Origin of the sequence: Amycolatopsis vancoresmycina (genome assembly GCF_000716785.1) — a bacterium.
In the GTDB taxonomy this organism is placed as follows: Bacteria; Actinomycetota; Actinomycetes; order Mycobacteriales; family Pseudonocardiaceae; genus Amycolatopsis; species Amycolatopsis vancoresmycina.
The window spans coordinates 286,574-307,807 of the sequence record NZ_JNYY01000003.1 but is presented as its reverse complement, the minus strand read 5'-3'; the positions used below and the strand labels follow the sequence as shown (position 1 = coordinate 307,807).

General features: G+C 73.4%; 16 protein-coding genes. 5 read left to right on the top strand and 11 right to left on the bottom strand.

What is annotated here, in order from left to right:
* Positions 1 to 64 precede the first annotated feature (64 nt).
* Positions 65 to 3,088: a translation initiation factor IF-2 N-terminal domain-containing protein gene (locus OO60_RS08900; RefSeq protein WP_033261172.1), complete on the bottom strand. Its 3,024-nt coding sequence runs from the start codon at positions 3,086 to 3,088 to the stop codon at positions 65 to 67.
* A 537-nt stretch (positions 3,089 to 3,625) separates the two neighbouring features.
* Between OO60_RS08900 and OO60_RS08895 the strand changes: the two genes are divergently transcribed.
* The gene (locus tag OO60_RS08895; protein WP_033261171.1) at positions 3,626 to 5,044 is read left to right on the top strand and encodes a S8 family peptidase; all 1,419 of its coding nucleotides are present in this window, start codon (positions 3,626 to 3,628) and stop codon (positions 5,042 to 5,044) included.
* A 116-nt stretch (positions 5,045 to 5,160) separates the two neighbouring features.
* On the opposite strand, the gene OO60_RS08890 is transcribed toward OO60_RS08895, so the two are convergent.
* The 7 genes from OO60_RS08890 to OO60_RS08860 form a co-directional block, all read right to left on the bottom strand.
* Positions 5,161 to 5,982: an ABC transporter permease gene (locus OO60_RS08890; RefSeq protein WP_033261170.1), complete on the bottom strand. Its 822-nt coding sequence runs from the start codon at positions 5,980 to 5,982 to the stop codon at positions 5,161 to 5,163.
* Complete coding sequence (locus OO60_RS08885) at positions 5,982 to 6,785, bottom strand: ABC transporter permease (protein WP_033261169.1); 804 nt, start codon at positions 6,783 to 6,785, stop codon at positions 5,982 to 5,984. Before OO60_RS08885 ends, OO60_RS08890 begins: the two co-directional genes overlap by 1 nt.
* Complete coding sequence (locus OO60_RS08880) at positions 6,785 to 7,738, bottom strand: ABC transporter ATP-binding protein (RefSeq protein ID WP_081911170.1); 954 nt, start codon at positions 7,736 to 7,738, stop codon at positions 6,785 to 6,787. Before OO60_RS08880 ends, OO60_RS08885 begins: the two co-directional genes overlap by 1 nt.
* A gap of 33 nt (positions 7,739 to 7,771) precedes the next feature.
* A complete protein-coding gene (locus OO60_RS08875) occupies positions 7,772 to 11,086 on the bottom strand; it encodes a phosphodiester glycosidase family protein (protein ID WP_051767660.1) in 3,315 nt (1,104 codons plus the stop codon).
* Positions 11,087 to 11,176: 90 nt separating this feature from the next.
* Positions 11,177 to 11,890 carry a maleylpyruvate isomerase family mycothiol-dependent enzyme gene (locus OO60_RS08870; RefSeq protein WP_004561227.1) on the bottom strand — a complete coding sequence of 238 codons (714 nt, stop codon included), beginning with the start codon at positions 11,888 to 11,890 and terminating at the stop codon, positions 11,177 to 11,179.
* 60 nt (positions 11,891 to 11,950) lie between these two features.
* Complete coding sequence (ndk, locus tag OO60_RS08865; RefSeq protein ID WP_004561228.1) at positions 11,951 to 12,361, bottom strand: nucleoside-diphosphate kinase; 411 nt, start codon at positions 12,359 to 12,361, stop codon at positions 11,951 to 11,953.
* Positions 12,362 to 12,419: 58 nt separating this feature from the next.
* Positions 12,420 to 13,970: an alkaline phosphatase D family protein gene (locus OO60_RS08860; RefSeq protein WP_033261167.1), complete on the bottom strand. Its 1,551-nt coding sequence runs from the start codon at positions 13,968 to 13,970 to the stop codon at positions 12,420 to 12,422.
* 125 nt (positions 13,971 to 14,095) lie between these two features.
* Between OO60_RS08860 and OO60_RS08855 the strand changes: the two genes are divergently transcribed.
* Positions 14,096 to 16,453, top strand: a complete 2,358-nt coding sequence (locus tag OO60_RS08855) for a penicillin acylase family protein (protein ID WP_004558802.1) — start codon at positions 14,096 to 14,098, stop codon at positions 16,451 to 16,453.
* Between the two features lie 20 nt (positions 16,454 to 16,473).
* Here OO60_RS08855 and OO60_RS08850 read toward each other — a convergent pair whose 3' ends face one another.
* Entirely contained in the window at positions 16,474 to 17,043 is a 570-nt protein-coding gene (locus OO60_RS08850) for a TetR family transcriptional regulator (protein ID WP_033261166.1), read from the bottom strand.
* Between the two features lie 86 nt (positions 17,044 to 17,129).
* Between OO60_RS08850 and OO60_RS08845 the strand changes: the two genes are divergently transcribed.
* Genes OO60_RS08845 through OO60_RS08835 form a run of 3 tightly spaced genes read left to right on the top strand, consistent with a single transcriptional unit; the run spans position 17,130 to position 19,164 of the window.
* Positions 17,130 to 18,041: an SDR family oxidoreductase gene (locus OO60_RS08845; RefSeq protein ID WP_033261165.1), complete on the top strand. Its 912-nt coding sequence runs from the start codon at positions 17,130 to 17,132 to the stop codon at positions 18,039 to 18,041.
* An 8-nt stretch (positions 18,042 to 18,049) separates the two neighbouring features.
* The gene (locus OO60_RS08840) at positions 18,050 to 18,865 is read left to right on the top strand and encodes a hypothetical protein (protein WP_156081300.1); all 816 of its coding nucleotides are present in this window, start codon (positions 18,050 to 18,052) and stop codon (positions 18,863 to 18,865) included.
* Positions 18,862 to 19,164, top strand: a complete 303-nt coding sequence (locus OO60_RS08835) for an ArsR/SmtB family transcription factor (protein ID WP_004562804.1) — start codon at positions 18,862 to 18,864, stop codon at positions 19,162 to 19,164. The genes OO60_RS08840 and OO60_RS08835 overlap by 4 nt, the downstream gene beginning before the upstream one ends.
* Before the next feature lie 3 nt (positions 19,165 to 19,167).
* Here OO60_RS08835 and OO60_RS08830 read toward each other — a convergent pair whose 3' ends face one another.
* Together OO60_RS08830 and folC are read right to left on the bottom strand one after the other, a co-directional pair.
* A complete protein-coding gene (locus OO60_RS08830) occupies positions 19,168 to 19,554 on the bottom strand; it encodes a DUF4233 domain-containing protein (protein WP_004562803.1) in 387 nt (128 codons plus the stop codon).
* Positions 19,551 to 21,206: a bifunctional tetrahydrofolate synthase/dihydrofolate synthase gene (gene folC, locus OO60_RS08825; protein ID WP_004562802.1), complete on the bottom strand. Its 1,656-nt coding sequence runs from the start codon at positions 21,204 to 21,206 to the stop codon at positions 19,551 to 19,553. The genes OO60_RS08830 and folC overlap by 4 nt, the downstream gene beginning before the upstream one ends.
* Positions 21,207 to 21,234 lie beyond the last annotated feature (28 nt).

Below are 21,234 nucleotides of genomic sequence, written 5' to 3'. Positions count from 1 at the left end.
GGCAGGCCGTACTACAGGTTACGTGGGGTGCCCCGGTGCGTCACCACCGGGGTCCCCTAGTCGTTCACTGGCTCTGGTCGGAGGCGTGCACCGGCGGGCCCGCCGGCCGCGACGCCGCCCGGCGCGGACGGCGCCGGGTGGAGCGCACGGCCGGTTCGGGCACGCTGACCTCGGGGTCGGCGACCGGCTCGGCGGGCTCCGCCGCCGCGGTGACCGGCTCTTCCGCCGGTTCCGGCGCCGGGGACTGCTCGACCTCGGGCTCCTCCTCCTGCGGCACCGGCACCTCGTCCGCCTCGGTGGTCACCGGGGTGCCGGCGACCTCCTGGGCGGGCTCGGCGGGCGGCTCGGCCGCCACCGGCGTCTCGTCCGCCTCCGTGGTCGCCGGGACGTCCGCGACCTCCCGGGCGGGCCCGTTGCCGTTCAGCGCGCCGTGGTCGTGCTCCTTGGCGGCCTTCGACGCGTTCGCCATCGCCGCCACCGCCGACGCGATCGACTCGCGCTGCTCCGGCGTCGGGACGGCGTGGACCTCTGCCTTGGCGGCTTCGGCCGGCTCCTTCGCCGCGGCCTCCTCGCCCTTGCCGCGGCCCCGCGACCGGCGGGAGCTCTTCTCCCCGCCGCCACCGCCGTTGCCGCCGTTGGCGTTCCCGCCGTGGTTGTGGCCACCGCCGCCACCGCCGCCCGCGCGCTGCGGCTCGGTCGAGACGATCACGCCCCGGCCCTTGCAGTGCTCGCACGGCGTCGAGAACGCCTCCAGCAGGCCGGTGCCGATCTTCTTGCGGGTCATCTGCACCAGGCCGAGCGAGGTGACCTCGGCGACCTGGTGGCGCGTGCGGTCGCGGCCGAGGCACTCGGTCAGGCGGCGCAGCACCAGCTCGCGGTTGGACTCGAGCACCATGTCGATGAAGTCGATGACGATGATGCCGCCGATGTCCCGCAGCCGGAGCTGGCGGACGATCTCCTCCGCCGACTCCAGGTTGTTGCGGGTCACCGTCTCCTCGAGGTTGCCACCCGATCCGGTGAACTTGCCGGTGTTGACGTCGATCACCGTCATCGCCTCGGTGCGGTCGATGACCAGGTAGCCGCCCGAAGGCAGCCAGACCTTCCGGTCGAGGGCCTTGGTGATCTGCTCATCGATCCGGTGGTCGGCGAACGCGTCGCCGGTGCCGGTGTAGCGCTTGAGCCGGTCGGTCAGCTCCGGCGCGACGTGGCTGACGTAGCCGTTGATGGTCTCCCAGGACCGGTTGCCCTGGATCTCCAGCTTGGTGAAGTCCTCGGTGAAGAGGTCGCGCACGACCTTGACCAGCAGGTCCGGCTCTTCGTAGAGCATGGTCGGCGCGCCGCCCTTCTTGCCGGAACCGGCGGCGGCCTTCTCCTTGATGACGTCCCACTGCGCCTTCAGGCGGTCGACGTCGCGGCCCAGCTCCTCCTCGCCGATGCCCTCGGAGGCGGTGCGGATGATCACGCCCGCGTCCTCCGGGACGATCCGCTTGAGGATGTCCTTGAGCCGGCGGCGCTCGTTCTCCGGCAGCTTGCGGGAGATGCCGGTGGCGCCGCCCGCGGGCACGTAGACCAGGAAGCGGCCGGGCAGCGAGATCTGCGTGGTCAGCCGGGCGCCCTTGTGCCCGACCGGGTCCTTCGTGACCTGGACCAGCACCGAGTCGCCGGTGGACAGCGCCTGCTCGATCTTGCGGGCCTTGCCCTCCAGGCCGGCGGCGTCCCAGTCGACCTCGCCGGCGTAGAGCACGGCGTTGCGGCCGCGGCCGATGTCGATGAACGCGGCCTCCATGCTGGGCAGCACGTTCTGGACGCGGCCGAGGTAGACGTTGCCGACGATCGAGCCGGACCCCGACTGGGTCACGAAGTGCTCGACGAGGACGCCATCCTCGAGCACCGCGATCTGGGTGGAGTCGCCGTGCTCGACGACGACCATCGTGCGCTCGACCGACTCGCGCCGGGCCAGGAACTCGGCCTCGGACAGGATCGGGGCGCGGCGGCGGCCCGCCTCGCGGCCGTCGCGGCGGCGCTGGCGCTTGGCCTCCAGGCGGGTCGACCCGCGGACGCTGCGCACCTCGTCGCGCGCCGGGCGCTCGGGCTGCTCGGCCTTCGCCTGGCGGACGTGCGTGACGGTGTTGGGCGGGTCGTCGGTGGCCTCGGCGTCTTCGCCGTCCGAGCCCTTGCGGCGACGACGGCGGCGGCGACGGCGGCTGCCGCCTTCGCCCTCGTCGGCGTCGCTTTCGGACTCCGGAGACTCAGCGGCGTCCTCCGCCTCTTCGGTGTCCGCTTCGGCCTTTTCGTCCCCGCCGCGGCCCTTGCGGCGCGGCTGCTCCTCGGCCTGGTCGTCCTCGTTCTCGGAGGTCTCGTCGCCGCCGTCGGCGCCCTTGCCACGGCCACGGCCGCGACGGCCACGGCGGCGGCGACGGCGGCTGCCGCCGTCCTCGTCCTCGTCGGCCCCGGCGTCGGTGGCCGGTGTCGTGTCCTCGGCCTCTTCCTCGGCCACCTCGGGCTCGGGCCGCGCCGGCGGCTCCGCGAACGGGTCGACCGGCTTGCGGGCGGGCTTGGCCGCGAGTTCCGCGGGCTCCGGCGGCAGGAAGACCGGCGACGGCGCGGCGAACACCGGCAGGTGCGCGCGGGTCTTCTGCCGCGGCCGCGGCTTCTCGGCCTCGGGCGCCTGCTCGGTGGCTTCGCCGGCGGCCTGCTGGGCGAACGGCTGGCCGGCGCTGCCCCGGCCGGCGCGCTGCCGGGCGGGGGCGCGTTCGGCGGCGCCCTGGCCGGCGGTGTCCGGAGCGGCCGGCTGGTCCGAGCCGGCCTGGTCCGGACCGGTCGTGGCCGGCTCGGCGGGCTGCTCGCTCTCGGCGGGCGCGAACGCCTCGGCGACCTTGAGCGCCACTTCCCTGGTCACGCTCGACTGCGCGCTGCGGACGCTTTCGCCCAGCTCCGCCAGCTTCGCGAGGATGTCCCTGCTGTGCGATTCGAGCAGCTTGGCCAGCGCGTGCACCCGGATCCGGGCGGGCAGGTCGGCCAGCGGGCCGCCCGTGGGTGTGGCGGGATTCCCGCCGGCGTGCTCGGCGGGTGTTTCCGCGTTCGACATGTGTCTCCTCCGCCCCCGGGCGCGTCTGCCGGTTCGCACCGGCAGGGACGCGGCCGCGCAGGGGCCCCTTTCTGTTCGTACCGCCGTGGTGGTCACCAGCGGCGGGAATCCTTGCCCGACGACCGGGCGCCGCACCACCGCTTCCGGTGGGACGCAACCCGGTCAAAGGTCTGCTCGGCGGCGTGCATAAGGCACTCGCGGCCCCCGGGCCGCCCGCCACGTCGTCCAGCCGCCCGGTTCGCGGGCGGCGACGCGCGTCGCGGGAGTCCACGCACTTCACCGGGCCACAACGCCGCAGGCAGCACCTCTCACATGCGCCCCGCGGCCCAGCGGCCACCCCGAGTATCCCACACCGGGTGACCGCTCCGGTGTACTCGGTACCTCCGCCCACGCCGCCGGGCGCGCCGCGAGCCCCACCGGCGGGGGAACTTGGCCGCAGCGCTTGTCCGCCGGGCACGGGGTGGCTACCGTGCGGCTCGGGGTGACCGGGATCTCGCGCGCCGGCACCCGCGGTTCCTGCATCCGGTGGGAGGTCCGGTGTCCCTGCTGGCGCGGCCGCTGCGCGCGGCCGTGTGCACCGTCCTGGTGCTTTCGGGGTGCGTCACCGCCGGTCCCGCGGCGGCCGGCGAGCCCGGCTGCGCCCATGGCCGGGTCCTGCGGTACGTCGTCACCTTCGACCGCGGCACCGCCGAGCCCGCGGCCCGCTCGGAGATCGCCGCCGCCTGCGGCGCGACCACCGTCTACTACCCGCAGATCGCCGTCGCGGTCGCCACCTCCGGCGACCCGGGCTTCGGCGGCCGGATCGGCCTCGACCGGGCGTTCAGCGCCCAGGGCGAACGGCTCGCCGCGCAGCGCGCCACCGAGGTCCGGCCGCAGCCGGTGCGGGCGCCGCTGCCGCCGACCGATCCCGCGCGGGTGCCCACCGCGGACCTGAGCGGGCAGCAGTGGGACATGGCGATGATCAACGCCCGCCGCGGGGCCGGCGGCAGCCGGGACGTCGTGGTCGGCGTCCTCGACTCCGGCATCGACCCGGACCACCCCGACCTCGCCGACGCCCTCGACCGCGACGACTCGGCCGGCTGCCTGACCGGCGCCCCCGACCGGTCGCCGGCGGCCTGGGCGCCCACGACGTCGGTGCACGGGACGCACGTGGCCGGGATCATCGCGGCGGCCGACGACGACCGCGGGGTGACGGGGGTGGCGCCCGGGGTCAGCGTGGCGTCGGTGAAGGTCATCGACGACCGCGGTTACGCCGATCCCGAAGCCGCGGTGTGCGGCCTGATGTGGGCTGCGTCACGGCACATGCGGCTGACGAACAGCAGTTTCTTCGTCAACCCGTGGACGCTCTCGTGCATCCGCGGCAACGACCGCGGCGTCGTCCACGAGGTCCTGGCGCGCGCGGTCGAATACAGCACGTCGGCGGGCACGCTGAACGTGGCGGCGGCGACCAACGAGGCGGTCGACCTCACGCCGTCGGCGCGGTCCGGCGCACCCGGGGCGAGCAGCGGCTGCGAGGCCCTGCCGGCCGGGCTCCGGGACGTCGTCGCGGTGTCCGCCGTCGGCGCCGACCGGGTGAAGGCGGGCTACAGCTCGTACGGGCTGGGCGTGATCGACATCACCGCGCCCGGTGGGGAGGCGGGCGAGTGCGTCCTCTCGACGGTGCCGGGCGGGTACGCGCCACTGTGCGGGACGTCGATGGCCGCGCCGCACGTCACCGGTGTGCTGGCGCTGCTGGCGTCCGCCGCGGAGAAGGCCGGGCCCCGGCAACTGCGGCGCACGCTCGACGTGCAGGCGATGCCGATGCCCTGCCCGGCCGACTACGACCTGACCGGCGACGGCCTGCAGGACGCGTACTGCGCCGGGTACGAGGGCTACAACGGGTTCTACGGGCACGGGATGGTCAACGCGCCGGCGGCCGCCGTGGCACCGGGCGGACGGCCGGATCCGGCGCGCTGACCCCGGCGGCCGGTGCCCGAAGCCGGATCTGGCGTGATTGAGGACGGATCTGGCGTGATTGGGGGCGGATCTCGCGTGATTGAGGGGGCATCTCGCGTGATTGGCGGGGCATCACCTCAGGTCAGGAGGAGTTTGGCGATCCGGCGGGTCGATGCCCAGAGACCCACTGCGCCCAGGAGCAGGAGGTAGGCCAGGTTGACCAGCATGCTGCCGGACAGGATTCCGGTGGCCAGGCCGCGCATCAGCTCGATCGCGTGGTAGAGCGGGAGGCAGCGGACCACCCACTGGAGGGGCTCGGGGTAGACCGACAGCGGGAAGAACGTCGTCGCGAAGAGGAACATCGGGGTCAGGCCCAGCTGGATGTAGTCGAACTGGGCCGTCGACCGCAGGAACGTCACCAGGGCCATGCCGATCGCCGAGAACGCCAGGCCGACCAGGAGTGCCGCCGGGACCATCAGCAGCGCCCACCACGACGCGAGCAGGCCCATCGCCGCCGCGATCGCCAGGAAGGCGACCGCATAGATGCCGCCGCGCGTGATCGCCCAGCCGATTTCGCCCAGTGCCACGTCCAGCGGGCCGATCGGGGTGGCCAGCATGGCGTCGTACAGCTTGGCGTAGCGCAGCTTGAAGAAGAGGTTGTACGTCGACTCGAAGACGGCGCCGTTCATCGCCGACGTCGCCAGCAGCGCGGGCGCCACGAACGCGACGTAGCTCATCGGGTGCCCGTCCGGGCCCGTCACCTCGGTGACCAGCTTGCCGAACCCCAGCTGGAAGGCCAGCAGGTAGAGGAACGGCTCGACCGCGCCGGACAGGAAGATCAGCAGGTTGCCGCGGTAGACCATCGCCGCGCGTTCGACGAGCATGCGGGCTCGGCCCGCGTACAGCGCGGGCGGGAGGATGCGCAGGAACAACCCGGCGCGGGTTTCGACGGCCGCCATCAGACCACCAGCCTCCGGTAGAAGGCCCGGTGCGCGAGCACCCACCCGGCCGCGAACAACGCCGCCAGCACGACGAAGTGGCCGAGCAGCGCCCAGCCGCCGACCCCGCCGATGCTCACGCCACGGGCGAGCTGCGTGCCGTGCCACAGCGGGGAAAGCCAGGCCAGCCAGCGGATCGCCGCCGGCAGCTGGGAAATCGGGAAGAACGTGCCGGAGAACAAGGTCATCGGGATCAGGACGAAGCGGAAGATCAACCCGAAGCGCTGGCCCTCGTCGAAGGTGCGGGCGGCCAGCGCGGCCATCGGCGTGGTGCAGGCGAGCCCGGTGACGGTGCCGGCCAGGATCACCAGCAGCACCCCCGGCCCGGTCCAGGCGCCGAAGAAGAGCGCGACGAACGCGTAGATCGCGCCCGCAAGGGTCAGGCGCAGGGCCGACCAGATCAGGTGGCCGCCGAAGACCTGGCCCGGTGACACCGGGGTGGCGGTGACGGCCAGGTAGTCCTTCTGCCACTTGAAGCCGGACAGGACGGGGTAGCTCGACTCGCCGACGGCCTGCTGCGCGGCCCCGGCGGCCAGCAGCGCGGGCGCGACGTACTGCAGGTACGACAGCCCGCCGGTGACCGTGCCGGGCCGCACCTGCGAGCCGAAGCCGAGGCCCATGGCGGCGAGGAAAAGCACCGGTTGCAGGCCGGTGGAGTACAAAGTGGACACCCAGTGCCTTCGGTACCACGTCCAGTACCCCTCGACGCGCAGCCAGGCGCCGTGCCACTTGCCGACCACGCGGCCGGTGGAGACCGTCGCCATCAGTCCACCAGCGTCCGGCCGGTGAGCCGCAGGAACACGTCCTCCAGCGAGCTCCGGCGAACCAAGCTCGACAACGGCCGCACCCCGCGGGAGTGCGTGTGTTCCAGGGCTTCCTCGCCGTCGTCGGCGTACAGCAGGACCCGGTCCGGCAGCACCTCGACCCGCTCGGCCAGGCCGTCCACCTGCTGGGCCGCCGCAACCTGCTCCCCCGGCGCGAACCGCAGCTCGACCACCTCGCGCGTCGAATACCGCCGGATCAGGTCGGCCGGTGAGCCCTCCGCGGCGATGCGGCCGTGGTCCATCACCACCAGCCTGTCGCACAGCTGCTCGGCTTCGTCCATGTAGTGGGTCGTGACGATCAGCGTCGTGCCCTGGGCCTTCAGCCGGAACAGGCGGTCCCACAGCAGGTGGCGGGCCTGCGGGTCGAGGCCCGTCGTCGGCTCGTCGAGCAGGAGCAGCTCCGGGTCGTTGACCAGGGACCGCGCGATCGTCAGCCGCCGCTTCATGCCGCCCGAGAGCGGGTCGACCTTGTCGTCCGCGCGGTCGCTCAGCTGGGCGAACTCCAGCAGCTCCGCCGCCTTCCGCCGGGCCGCCGCGCGGGACAGGCCGAAGTAGCGGCCGTAGATCAGCAGGTTCTCCCGGACCGTCAGCTCGACGTCCAGGTTGTCCTGCTGCGGCACCACGCCGAGGCGCGCGCGGATCCGCGGCCCGGCGGCCTCCGGATCCAGCCCGAGCACGCGCAGGTCACCGTCGGTGCGAGGCGACACGCAGGCGATCATCCGCATCGTCGACGACTTGCCGGCGCCGTTCGGGCCGAGGAAGCCGAACGCCTCCCCGCGCCGCACCTCGACGTCGATCCCGCGCACGGCCTCGAACTCGCCGAAGCGCTTCACCAGTGCCTTGGCCTGCACCAGTGCCGGTTCCCGGTCCTCCGATTCGTCCACGCTCCGCACCCTAGGACGCACCACCGACAAAAACCGAACGCTTTACCCGCGCACGGTCACGACCAGCGACTGCGTCACCCCGTTGACCGTCACCGAAAGCCGCGCGACCCCCGGCCGCAGCGCCGTCAGGACGCCGGAAGCGGGGTCGAACGCCACGACGCCCCAGCCGACCTGCCAGTCCGCGCTCACCGGGTAGGCCACCGGCACGTCCCGCGTCCCCTGCCGCAGCGAAGCCCGGACGACCGCGCGTTCGCCGCGGGCCAGTGACGACGGCCCCGAGAGGGAAAGCGCGTCGACGTTCGGGCGCGTCTCGAAGCGCACCGGCTGGGCCCGATCGGCCGGGTCCACGCGCAGCAGCGTCCAGCCGACGAACCCGCCGTCGCCCGGCGCGGCCGCCGGTGCCTTGCCCGAATTGCCGTTGACCAGGTACGGCACCCCGTCGACGCGGGACAGCGAGAACACCCCGGCGTGCGAAGCGACGGCCGCAGCCGGTTTGCCCGACGCCTGCTCGAACCCGGTCAGCCACCGGGTCAGCAGGGCCGCTTCCTTGCGGTCGCCGAGCTGGGAGTTCCCGGTCGGGCTGGGGTCCTGCACCGGGTGGTGCATGGCGACGACGACGCCGCGGATCGACCGGTCCGCAGCCGCCGAATCCAGCGCCGAACGCAGCATCCGGACCTGGTCGAACCCGCCCGCGCGCAGCGAGCCGCGCGAGGAGTCCAGCAGCACGAGCCGGATGCCGCGCACGTCGATGACCTGGTGCGGCACCCCGAACGCGGCCTGGAAGTTCGCCAGGCCGTTGCCCGCTTCGGCCTCGTGGTTGCCCGGCACGTAGTACCAGGGCACCCTGCCGTCGAGCTCGCCGGTGATCACCTGCCGGGCCAGCGCGAAGTCGGGTGCCGTGCCGCGGTCGACGAAGTCGCCGTTGATCAGCACCAGGTCCGGTTTCGCCGCGACGGCTTCGCGCAGCGCCCGCCGGGCCTGGGCGACCAGCGGTCCCGCCGGGTCGTCCGCGGTGAACTGGGCGTCGCTGACCACCGCGACCCGCAGGCCGCCGGCCAGCACGCCGTCGGTGACCAGTGCCGGGTCGTGCGGGGCGGGATCGGCGGGCACGGTCGTCGTCGGCGCCACCTCGAACGTCAGGTCGTCGAACACGAGCCGGCCTTCGTACTGCTGGTCGGGCACGTTTTCGACGGCGTAGAACCGGGCCAGGCGCTGCCCGGCGGGCAGCCCGGCCGGCACCACCGCCGTGACGTACCGCCAGCCCGTCCAGTCGACGCTCAGCGAAAGGTCCACAATGGACGCCACATTCGCCGCGTCGCGCAGTTCCGCCCGCAGCCACGCGCCTTTGCCGTCGCCGTTGACCCACAGGCCGATCTTCTGCGTGCCCTCGGGGACCGGCAGCGGGGCCGACGGCGTCACGTAGGCCGCGCGGGTGGCCGTCGTGCCGGTGAGCCGGTAGTCGAGCGCGAGCCCGGCGCCGCCGTCACGGCCGGGCGCCGCCGACAGGGCCGCGCCGACGACCGCCGGGAACACCGTCGCCGTCCAGCCCGCCGGGCCGTCCAGCGGGGCCGCGATCCGCGGCACGGTGCCGACCGACGCGGCCAGGTGCGTGGTGAACCCCGCCGCCGACGCGGTGATCGCGGAAGCGCCGGAGGCTGTCAGCGCGGTCACCGCGTAGCCGTCGCCCGACGGCTCGATCCGGACGACCGAGTGGTCGTAGTCGAGCTTGACGTCGTCGGGCTCCAGCCAGGTGCCGTAGCCGTCGGCGTCGTAGCCGTAGACCTTGAACGTGCTCTTCGCACCCGCGCCCGAGAGGGCGACCTGCTCGGTGCTCGTCCCCAGCCGGACCGGCTTGCCCAGCACGGAAAGCGCCGTCTTCCCGGACGCGCGGCCGGAGCGCGCGACGACGTCGACGGCACCCGCGCGGTGACCGGTGACGACCCCGTGCGTCACGCTCGCACGCCGGGGGTCCGACGTGCTCCAGCGCGGGTCGGCGGCCACCGCGGCGCCGGTCTCGTCGTGTCCGTCGGCGACCAGGTGCCTGCTCAGCCCCGACAGCACGCGGTTCGCGCCGTCCGCGGCCACCGCCGGGGCGGGCGCGAACCCGGTCAGCTTGCCGCTGCCCGGCACGGTCGCGAAGCCGATTCCGTTGGGCACCAGGCGTTCCCCGCCGTCGGACGGCGAGTTCCGGACGCTCGGCGCCGCTTCGCCCTCGTTGCGCGCCAGGAGGGTCGACGACCCGCCGCCGTCGAGGTTGATCGCGTCGTCGGCGCCGAGGCTCTTCATGTGCCGCGCCAGTTCGAGCTCGGTCATCCCGCGGCTGTCGGCCTGCCGCCCGTCCACGGTGGCCAGCCAGAGCTTCCGGCCGTCGGCGGAGAAGCCGACCGCGGTCCGCGGGTGCATGGCGACGTTGTCGACCGGCTGCACCACGCCGTCGCGGAGGAGGACTTCGTTGCCGCCCACCGCGACCGCGATCTTCCCGGCGTCCGAGCGGGGCGCGTAGGTGACACCGACCGCGTCACCCGGCTGGAGCGCGGCGAGGGCGTCCGCGCCGGCTTCGCGGGCCAGGAGCAGAGTGGTGCCTGCCGCGATCGGGCCGGCCGCGGGCTGCTCGCGCGTGGCGGTCACGACGCCGTCGCGCAGCTCGACCTCGCGCACCCGGGACGCTCCGGCCACCGACGTCTGACGGCTCGAAGCGCCCCACAACGGCGTGTAGACGCCGATCGCGTCCGTGCCGAGGACCGGGCTGTTGAAGTTGGTCGCCTTCACCACGCCGCCGGGCAGCGTCACGGTGGCTTCGAGGAAGACCGACGCCAGCACTGCCTTGCCTTGGTCGGTGATCGATGCGGTGAGGTTGTGCCCGGCGGCGGGGGCAGTCTGCAGCTGCCCGCGGTCGATGCCGACGCCGATCGGCGCGCCGGTGGCGTTGATGTCGAAGAAGTCGCCGTTGACGCCGGCCACCGCGCCCGCCCGCGCGACCTGCTGCGACAACGGCGTGCGCGCGGAGACCGTGCCGGGGCTCAGGTACGCCGGCTTGAGCACCTTGCTGCCCAGATCGACGGCGAGGGTGTCGCCGCGGATCCAGCCCGCCGGGTCGAACCGGTCGAACTGGGTCAGGTTCAGGCCCGGCGCGACTTCGGTGGTCGCGCTGCCGGTGACCAGGCCGTCGTCGGGGTCCGCGGCGGCGAAGGCGGCCGGCCCTTCGTGGGCCGAGGACGCGGCGGGCGCGGCCTCGACCGGCGGCGTCCCGAGCGGCGCTTTGAGCGGGTCGGCGTGGGCGGGGACGACGAACACCGTCGCGAACAGGGCGGCGAGCGGCAGCGCAGTGCGTGACTTCTTCACCAGGTACCCCAGCATCAAGTGGAAGTGAGCCGGACCAGCACAGCGCAGCGGCACGGCCGGCGGAAGACTTCCCGGTGAACGCCGCCTGAATGGTCTAGAACACCATCACGGGGTCAGCGGGGCGGCGAGGAGCGCCTCCGCGGCTTCGCCGGTGGCGCGGGGCTCCGGCCCGGTCCGCTTCCACAGCCGCAGCAGGAGTTCACGGGCGGAACCTTCGACGGTCGCGGCCCCGGAAGCGGCCGGGCCGAGGGCGGGCGGCTCGCCGGGGTGCACGGTCCAGGCGTCACCGGTGTCGGTCGCGCGCAAGGTGACCGGCCCAGGCAGCCGCGGCACGGCGTGCCAGCGCGTCACGCGCGGCAGCATCGCGGTGAGGACCTCGTCGACACCATCGGCGGCGACAGCCGGATCGAGCACGTGCCCGCTCCCCGAATCGGCGAGGTGGACGGCGGTTTCGTGGACCTGGCGGCGGAACCAGAACGCCTTGGTCTTCCCGGTGCCGCCGAAGTGCCAGCACGGGTCTTCGGGGGTGGCCGCGGCCAGCGCGTCCACGAGGATCCCGGCGCTTTCGGCGTACCAGGCGGCCAGGTCGGCGCCCGGGGGCTGCTCGAAGTCCTGGCGCTGCGCGTCGCCGGTGGTGACGACGGTGGCGGCCCAGCGGTGCACGTTCCCGAGGTGGGTGCCGAGGTCGGCGAGGGTCCAGCCGGCGCAGTCGGGCACCGCCGCGGCCGGGTCGGCGGTGCGCAGCCGCTCGGCGAACGCGCCGGTCAGCTCGCGCAGCACCGGCAGGTACTCGCGGGCGGGGAACGGCATCGTGGTCATCGGGTCTCCCCCCGGAAACCGGGGCCGCGCGATGGCGCGGCCCCGGTGCCGGTCACGGCATCACAGGTCGGGGAACCAGAGCTTCAGCTCGCGCTCGGCCGACTCCGGCGAGTCCGACCCGTGGACCAGGTTGTACTGGGTCTCCAGCGCGAAGTCGCCGCGGATGGTGCCCGGGGTGGCCTTCTCGACCGGGTCGGTGCCGCCGGCCAGCTGGCGGAACGCCGCGATGGCGCGGGGGCCCTCGACGGCGAGCGCGACCAGCGGACCCGAGGTGATGAACTCCAGCAGGTCGCCGAAGAACGCACGCTCCTTGTGCTCGGCGTAGTGCTCCTCGGCCAGCGCCTGCGGAACGGTCCGCAGCTCGAGGGCGGCGAGCTTGAGGCCCTTGCGCTCGATCCGCGAGACGACTTCGCCGACGAGGCCGCGCGCGACGCCATCGGGCTTGACGAGGACCAGCGTGCGTTCAGTCACGACGGTTTTTCTCCTTGATGCGGTGAGTTTCGGTGCGCGTGAGCGTAGCCGACAGTGTTCAGCGGCCCTGCGGGTGCAGTGTCTTCGACCACAGCGACGCCCCGGTGGCGTCCCGCAGGTCGACGGTCAGGTCGCCGCTGGCGCCGTCGACGTTCAGCTCCCCGAAGTGCTGGAAGCCGTCGATCGGGGCGGTGTTCGCCGTCGGCGGGGCGTGCACGAACACCGCTTCCGGGCCGAACGTCGGGTCCAGCTTGTTCGGCCCGAACGCGCCCGCGTTCAGCGGCCCGGACACGAACTCCCAGAACGGGTCGAAGTCCTGGAAGGCCGCCCGGTCGGGCGAGTAGTGGTGCGCGGCCGTGTAGTGGACGTCGGCGGTCAGCCAGACGACGTTGCGCACGCGGCGGCGCTGGATCTGCCGCAGCACCCAGGCCAGCTCGGTCTCGCGGCCGCCCGGCGCGCCCGGCAGGTTGTTCGCCACCGCTTCGATCCCGCTGGGGCTGTCCGGGACGACCAGGCCCAGCGGCATGTCGGCCTGGACGATCTTCCACGTCGCCGTGCTGCGGCCGAGCGCGTCGGCGAGCCAGCGGGCCTGGGTGTCGCCGAGGATGTAGCCCGGCTTCGCCGGGTCGGCGGTGTTCGCGTTGCGGTAGGTCCGCATGTCCAGGACGAAGATTTCGACGCGCGAGCCGTATTTGAAGCTGCGGTAGACGCGGCCGTCGACCGCCTGGCGCGGGTCGATCGGGTGCCACTCGTGGAACGCCTGGTACGCCCGCGGCGCGAGCACGTCGACCCGCTTTTCGGTGTAGGCCGGGAGGTCGAGGATCTCCCCCGGGTACCAGTTGTTCAGGACCTCGTGGTCGTCCCACTGGACGTACGACGGAACCTGCGCGGCGAAGCGCTTGAAGTTGTCGTCGAGCCGGTTGTAGGCGTGCTGGCCGCGGAATTCGTCGAGGGTCTCGGCGACCTTGGACTTCTCCGGCATGACGACGTTGCGCCAGGTCCGGCCGCCGGGCAGGGTGACGGTCTCGGTCAGCGGGCCGTCGGAGTACACCGTGTCGCCGCTGTGCAGGAACAGGTCCGGGCAGCGGGCGGCCATCGCGGAGAAGATCGTCATCCCGCCGAGGGCCGGGTTGATCCCCCAGTTCTGGCCGACGACGTCGCCCGACCACAGGATGCGCGCGTCGCGGCGGCCCACCGGCGCCGTGGCGAACCGGCCGGTCAGCGGCTCGCTCGTGGCGCGCCCGTCGAGGGCTTCGGCCGTGACGCGGTAGTGGTACTCGGTGCCGGGCGCCAGCGCGGGGACGCGCACCCGGCCGGTGCCGCCGCTGTCCGGGCCCACCACCGGGCCGGGCACGCGGCGGGCGTGCCGGAACGACGGGTCCCGCGCGATCTCGACGACCAGGCGCGACGGGCGGTCCGCGCGCGACCAGACGATCGCCGAGCCCGGGGTGACGTCGCCGGACTGGACGCCGTGGGTGAGCACCGGCCGGTCGCGGCGGACGAGCGGGACCGCGGCGAAGGCCGTCGACGGCACGACGAGGCCGGCGGCGACGGCGGAGGCGCCGGTCAGCCCGGCCTTGAGGAGGGTGCGGCGGGAGTGTGCGGTCATGCGCGGTTTCTATCCCGCCGCGGCCAACGCCGGTTTGCGCGCGGGTGAACGAATACCGGGGGTTTCCCCCATGTCCGGACGTCATCGCCGTCGGTAGCGTGGCGATCACGACAAGGGGGTACGCAATGTCACACATCCGGAAGGCGCTGGCCGTTTTCGCGGCCGCACTCTCGGTGTCCACGCTGGGCGCGGGGGTCGCGAACGCCGGACAGGACGGCGCGAAAGCCGTCCTCCGCTACACCGAACACGGCATCCCGCACATCGTCGCCAAGGACTTCGCCGGCCTCGGCTACGGGTACGGCTACGCGGCGGCGACCGACAACGTCTGCGAACTCGCGAAGATCTACGTCACGGTGAGCGCGCAGCGGTCGCGGTACTTCGGCCCGGACGGCGGGGGTTACCCGTCGCTGTCCGAGGCGAAGAGCAACCTGCACAGCGACCTGTTCTTCCAGCAGCTCAACGACTCCGGGGTGGTCGACCGGCTGGTCGCGCAGCCCGCGCCGCAGGGGCCACGGCCCGAGGTCCGGCAGGTCGTCTCGGGCTATGTGAAGGGGTACAACGCCTTCCTGGCGCGCACGGGCCGGTCCGGGATCACCGATCCGGCCTGCCGCGGCGCGGACTGGGTCCGGCCGATCACCGAACAGGACTTCTACCGGCACTTCTACTCCATCGCCGTCACCGGCGGCCTGGGCTTCGTCACCGAAGGGCTGTTCGCGGCGCCGCCGTCCGGGGCGCCGACGCCGGCCCCGGGCACGGCCGCGCAGCTCTCGGCGAGCCTACGCGACGGGCTCGGCAAGGGCGGGCTCGGCAGCAACGGCATCGCCGTCGGCAGCGACGGCACCGCGTCGGGCCGGGGCAGCGTGCTGCTCGGCAACCCGCACTACCCGTGGCACGACGGGCGGCGGTTCTGGCAGAGCCAGCTGACCATCCCGGGCCGGGTCGACGTGGCCGGGGCGAGCCTGCTCGGCATGCCGTTCGTGATGATCGGGCACACCGCCGACGCGGCCTGGACGCACACGGTGTCCACCCCGGTCACGTTCGGCCTGTTCGAAGTGCCGCTGGCGGCCGGGAACCCGACGACGTACGTGGTCGACGGCAAGCCCGAGAAGATGACCTCCCGCGAGGTCACCGTCCAGGTGCGCCAGGCCGACGGCTCGCTGAAACCGGCGCGGCAGACGTTCTGGTCGACGCGGTACGGCCCGGTGCTGACCGACGTCGGCGGGATCCCGGTGCCGTGGACGGCGAAGTCGGCGTACGCGCTGCGGGACGCCAACGCGACCAACATGCGCGGGCTCAACACGTGGTTCGAGCTCGACCAGGCGCGCAGCACGGCCGACGTCGTCCGCGCGCTCAGCAGCACGCAGGGCGTGCCGTGGGTGAACACGATGGCCACCGACCGGGCGGGCAACGCGCTCTACGCCGACATCCAGGTCGTCCCGCACGTCACCGACGAACTGGCCGCGAAGTGCAGCACACCCTTGGGCCGGCAGACGTTCGCCGGCGACGGACTGCCTATTTTGGACGGTGGGAAGTCGTCGTGCCACTGGGGTTCGGATCCCGGCGCGCTGGAACCGGGGATCTTCGCGCCGGACCGGCTGCCGCAGCAGCAGCGCCGGGACTACGAGCTGAACACCAACGACAGCGCGTGGCTCGCGAACGCCAAGGCGCCGCTCACCGGGTTCCCGCGGATCGTCGGCGACCAGGACACCGAGCGTTCGCCGCGTACGCGGGAAGCGCTGCTCACGGCCGAGGCGAGCAAGTTCAGCACGGACTCGATGAAGAAGATGCTCTTCACCGACCACAGCCTCGTCGCCGACCTGGCGGCGGCGGACCTGGCGAAGCTGTGCGCGTCGTTCCCGGGTGGGCAGGCACCGTCGTCGTCCGGCCCGGTTCCGGTCGGCCCGGCGTGCACCGCACTCGCGAACTGGGACCACACGTACTCGCTCGACAGCCGTGGTTCGCTGCTGTTCCAACGGTTCGCCGCCCGGCTGGCCAACCTGCCGAGGTTCACCGTGCCCTTCGATCCGAAGGCGCCGCTGACCACGCCGAACACGCTGAACGTCGGGGACGCGGGCGTGCAGAAGGCGTTCGGGGACGCGCTGGTGGAGCTGCGCACGGCGGGCCTGGCCCCGGACGCGCGGCTGCGGGACGGCCAGGCCGTGACGCGCAACGGCGAGCGCATCCCGATCCACGGCGCCCAGGGCTTCCTCGGGGTGCTGAACGTGATGACGCCGGTGTGGGACCCGGCGCACGGCAACGTCGAGGTCGCGCACGGGTCCAGCTACATCCAGGTGGTCGGCTTCGGCGGGCGCGGGTGCCCGGACTCGTCGACGCTGCTGACGTATTCGCAGTCGGCCAACCCGGCGTCGCCGTACTTCAGCGACCAGACGAAGCTCTACAGCCGCGGTGAGTGGGTGAAGGAGCGGTTCTGCGAGGCCGACATTCTGCGCTCCCCGGCGCTGCGGGTGGTCGTGCTGCGTTGACGTCCGGCGGAGGCGGGCGCTCAGCCGCCCGTCTCCGCCGACAACGTGCGCAGGTCGGCGAAGGCCTCTTCGAGGTGTTCGTCCAGGCCGCGTGCGGATTCTTCGATCCACGCGCCTGCCGCGTGGTGGAAGGTGGCCCAGCCGACGTGGGCCGCCAGCGCGGCGAGCCGGGGGTCGACGCCACGCGCGCGCAACGCCGCCGCCAGCGCGTCGCCCATCGCCGCGGCCTTGGCCAGATCACGCTCGCGCAGGGCCGGGGTCGCGGCGATGACCGCCAGCCGCGGCTCGGCGAACGGCCGGTTGCCCTCCATGATCCGCGCGGCCTTGCGGAAGGCGCGGAGCAGGGTTTCCAGCGGCGGCAGCCCGTCGGGCGCGCCGGCCACCGATGCCGTCAGGTCCGCACGCAGCGCGGCTTCGCCGTCGAACAGCACTTCGCGCTTGTCCGGGAAGTGCCGGAAGAACGTGCGCTCGGTGACACCGGCCCGCGCCGCGATCTCGGCCGTGGTGGTCCGGTCGAAGCCGCGCTCCCGGTACAGCTCCAACGCCGCCTGCTGGAGACGGCGGCGCGCTTCTTCTCCGCTGCGTGGCACCCCGCCAGCCTACCCGTAGTGACAGTGACTGACACTACGAGGTACGGTTTGTAGCGTCAGTCACTGTCACTACGCGGGAGAGTCCCATGCACGTCTTCGTCACCGGCGGGTCCGGCCAGACCGGCCCCGCCGTCGTCGCCGAGCTGCTCGCGGCCGGGCACACCGTCACCGGCCTGGCCCGGTCGGACGCGGCCGCCGCCCGGCTCGGGTCGCTCGGCGCCACGCCGCACCCCGGTTCGCTCGACGACCTCGGCAGCCTGCGCGCGGGCGCCGAAGCCGCCGACGGCGTGCTGCACATGGCCTTCGGCGGCGACTTCACCGATCCCGACGACATGAGTCGCCGCGACCGGACGGCGATCGAGACGCTCGGCCAGGCCCTGACGGGCTCCGGGAAGCCGTTCGTGAGCACGTCCGGCACGCTGGTCATGCCCGCCGGGCGGGAGCGCACCGAGCGGGACGAACCCGACCCGGCCGGGCTCGCCGCGTTCCGGATCGCCGGCGAGCGCGCCTGCCTGGACTTCGCCGCGCACGGCGTGCGGGCGAGCGTCGTCCGGCTCGCCCCCACCGTCCACGGCCCCGGCGACCACGGGTTCATCGCCTGGCTGGTGGACACCGCGCGCAAAACCGGGCGGTCGGCCTACATCGGCGATGGCGCCAACCGCTGGCCAGCGGTGCACCGGCTCGACGCGGCGGTCGTCTTCCGCCTGGCCCTGGAGGGCGCTCCGGCCGGCAGCGTGCTGCACGCGACCGCCGAGAACGTGCCGTTCCGGAGCATCGCCGAGACGATCGGGCGCGGCCTGGACCTGCCGGTGGTTTCCCTGACCCCGGACGAGGCCGCCGGGCACTACGTGAGCCCGTTCATGGCGGCGGCCTACGGCTTCGACGGCCCGGTTTCCAGCACCTTCACCCGTGAACTGCTCGGCTGGTCACCGAAGCAGCCGGGCCTGCTCGACGACATCGCACAGGGGGACTACCTATATCCGGATATGCGGATATAGTGCTCGGCATGCGTGTTCTGGTGGTGGGACAGGGCCCGGTGGCCCGGGTGCTGGCGACGTCGCTGACCCGTCCGGTGGGGTTGGCCGTGCGCGAGCGGACGGCGGACTCCCTGCTGGTCGAGACCCGGCGGCGGCGCACCGCCCGGCGGACCGTCGACCTGGTGACGACGGGCGAGGGCTGGGACGTGGCGATCAGCACGGCCTCGCCCACCTCGCCCGGCGTCGCCGAACTGCTCGCGCCGGCGGCGGTCGTCGCGGCGGTCACGCAGGTGCCGTCGGAGGTCGAACTGCTCCGCGAACTGGCGGGCGACCGGCCGTGGGGCCTGGTGGTGCCCGGGTTCTTCGCCGGCGGCGCCGATCCGACGTGGCTGTGGCCGCGGGCGCGGTTCACGGTCGCCGGTCCGGCGTCGGCGCTGCTCGGGTCGTTGTTCGCCCGGCCGCGGACCGCACCCCTGGCGGCGCCGTTGCTGTCCGCCGCGGCGACGATGCCGGTCGTGGCCGGGCTGCACGCCGCGGACTTCGACCTGGCGGCCGCCCGCCGGTCCGCGCGCCGGCTCGCGGCCGCCGCGACGCAGGCGCGCAACGCGGTCGCGGCCGAATTCGACAGCCCGGTCCCCCGGCCCGTGCGCCCGCAGGCCGTGCGCACGGCGCTGGCGGTGCTGCCGCGGCTGGCGCCGTTCGACGTGCCGCAGTACCTGCGCAGCCACTTCGGCGGCCACGGCGAGCAGACGCTTCGGATGCTGCAGGACTGGATCGCGCTGGGCCGACGGCACGGCTTGCCGACCGGTGAGCTCGAAGAGCTGCTCGAGCGGGTGCCGGCGTGATCCAAAACGCGCTCACCACGGCCCTGCCCGTGCTGCGGGCGCTCGGCGAAGCGACCCGGGTGCAGATCGTCGGCGTGTTCCTCGAACGCGGCGGGTCAGCGACGGTCGGGGAGGTGCAGGAGGCGCTGGGGCTGCCGCAGTCCACGGTGTCGCGGCACCTGCGGGTGCTGCTCGACGCCCGCCTGCTGGCGGTGAGCCGGTCGGGCCCGCACCGGATCTACCACCTCGACGTGCCGGCCGATGCGTTGGACGCGCTCGACTCGCTGGTCACCGAGGTCCGGGCCTGCCAGCACCCGTGACGGTCAGGGCTGGGGCTGCTGGCTGGCCAGCGTCCCCGCCGCCATCCGCCGGGCGACATCGCGGCGCAGCCACAGCAGCCACAGCCACACCGCCAGGAAGATCACGCCCAGCACCGCGATCGCCGGGAGCCAGAACACCAGCGCGATCAGCACCACCTGCAGCGCCAGGATCACCGGCACCGCCCACGGGCGCTTGACGAACCCGCACGTCACGATCAGCAGCGCGGCCACCGCGATGACCGTCCAGCCGGTGCCCGTCGAGATGCCGCCGCCCAGTTTGTTCACCACCGGGATGGCCAGGGCGACCGTGATGGCCTCCATGATCAGCGTCCCCGACATCACCCCGCGGAAGCCCTTCATCGGGTCCTTGGGCTTGGCTGGCGACGTCACGCCGGCTCCTTCCCGAACAGCGTGCGCGCCTCGCCCGCCGTGACCACCGAGCCGGTGACCAGCACGCCGCCGCCCGCCAGGGGTTCCTCCGGGTCGTCGTTGGTCTCGACGAGCGCGATCGCCGTCTCGATCGCCGTCTCCAGGTCCGTTTCGGCGACCACGCGGTCCTCGCCGAACACCGAGATCGCCAGCTCGTTGAGCTCGTCCAGCGGCATCGACCGGGGCGAGGAGTTGCGCGTCACGACGATGTCCGAGACCACCGGCTCCAGCGCGTCCAGGATGCCGTGGGCGTCCTTGTCGGCCATCACGCCGACCACCGCGACCAGGCGGCGGAAGGCGAACTCCTCGGACACCGTGGTGGCAAGGGCTCGGGCGCCGTGCGGGTTGTGCGCCGCGTCGAGCAGGACCGTCGGCGCCGAGCGGACGCGCTCGAGCCGTCCCGGCGTCTCGACCTCGGCGAACGCCTCGCGCACCGCCTCGACGACCAGCTGCTTGTCCTTGCCCGCGCCGAAGAACGCTTCGACCGCGGCCAGCGCCAGTGCGGCGTTCGCGGCCTGGTGGGCGCCGTGCAGCGGCAGGAAGACGTCGTCGTAGACCCCGCCGAGGCCCTGCAGCTTCAGCAGCTGCCCGCCGACGGCGATCTCCTTCTCCAGCACGCCGAACTCGCTGCCCGCGCGCGCGACCGCGGCGTCGACCTCGACCGCGCGCTCCAGCAGCACCTTGAGCACCTCGGGGTCCTGCTCGGCGATCACCGCGACCGAGCCGGGCTTGATGATGCCCGCCTTTTCGCGCGCCGCGCTCACCGCGTCGGGCCCGAGGTACTCGACGTGGTCGAGGCCGATCGGCGTGATGACGGCGACGTCGGCGTCCGCGACGTTCGTGGCGTCCCAGGCGCCGCCCAGGCCCGCTTCGAGCACCGCGGCCTCTACGGGGGCGTCGGCGAACGCGGCGAACGCCATCCCGGTGAGGATTTCGAACTTGCTCATCTCGACGCCGTCCGCCGAGGCACCGTCCACCATGGACACGTACGGCGCGATGTCGTGCCACAGCTCGGCGTAGCGCGCGGCGGAGATCGGCCGGCCGTCGAGCGCGATCCGCTCGGTGACCAGCTGCAGGTGCGGGCTCGTGTAGCGGCCGACGCGCAGGCCCATCCGGGTCAGCAGCGCATCGATCATCCGGGCCGTGGAACCCTTGCCGTTCGTGCCGGCCACGTGCAGCACCGGGTAGCCCTTGTTCGGCTCGCCCAGCAGCTGCGTCAACGCCGAAATGCGGGTCAGCGACGGCTCGATCTTCGTCTCCGGCCAGCGCTGGTTCAGCTCGGCCTCGACGGCCATCAGCTCGCGCCGCGCCTCGGGGCCGTCCGGGTCGCCGTACGCGACCTGTTCGCCCTGGTCGTCGAGCTCGTGCAACTCGGCGTCCTCGGGCACGGTGAGGTCGGGCACCGGGCCGGTGGCGAGGTTGTCCCCGAGCTGGCCGACGCCGCCGATCCCGCCGCGCGAGCCGCCGCCGGCTTCGAACGCGGTGTCGCGGACGTCCAGCTCCGGGTCGTGGTCGTCGGACTCCTCGTAGCCCGACGTCCCCAGTTCGTCGACGCCCGCGAAACTGTCCAGATCCGACAGGTCCGGCCTGCGACCTGTCTCATCCTGCGGCACTGAATCTCCTCCGGCCTGGGGTTTTCGC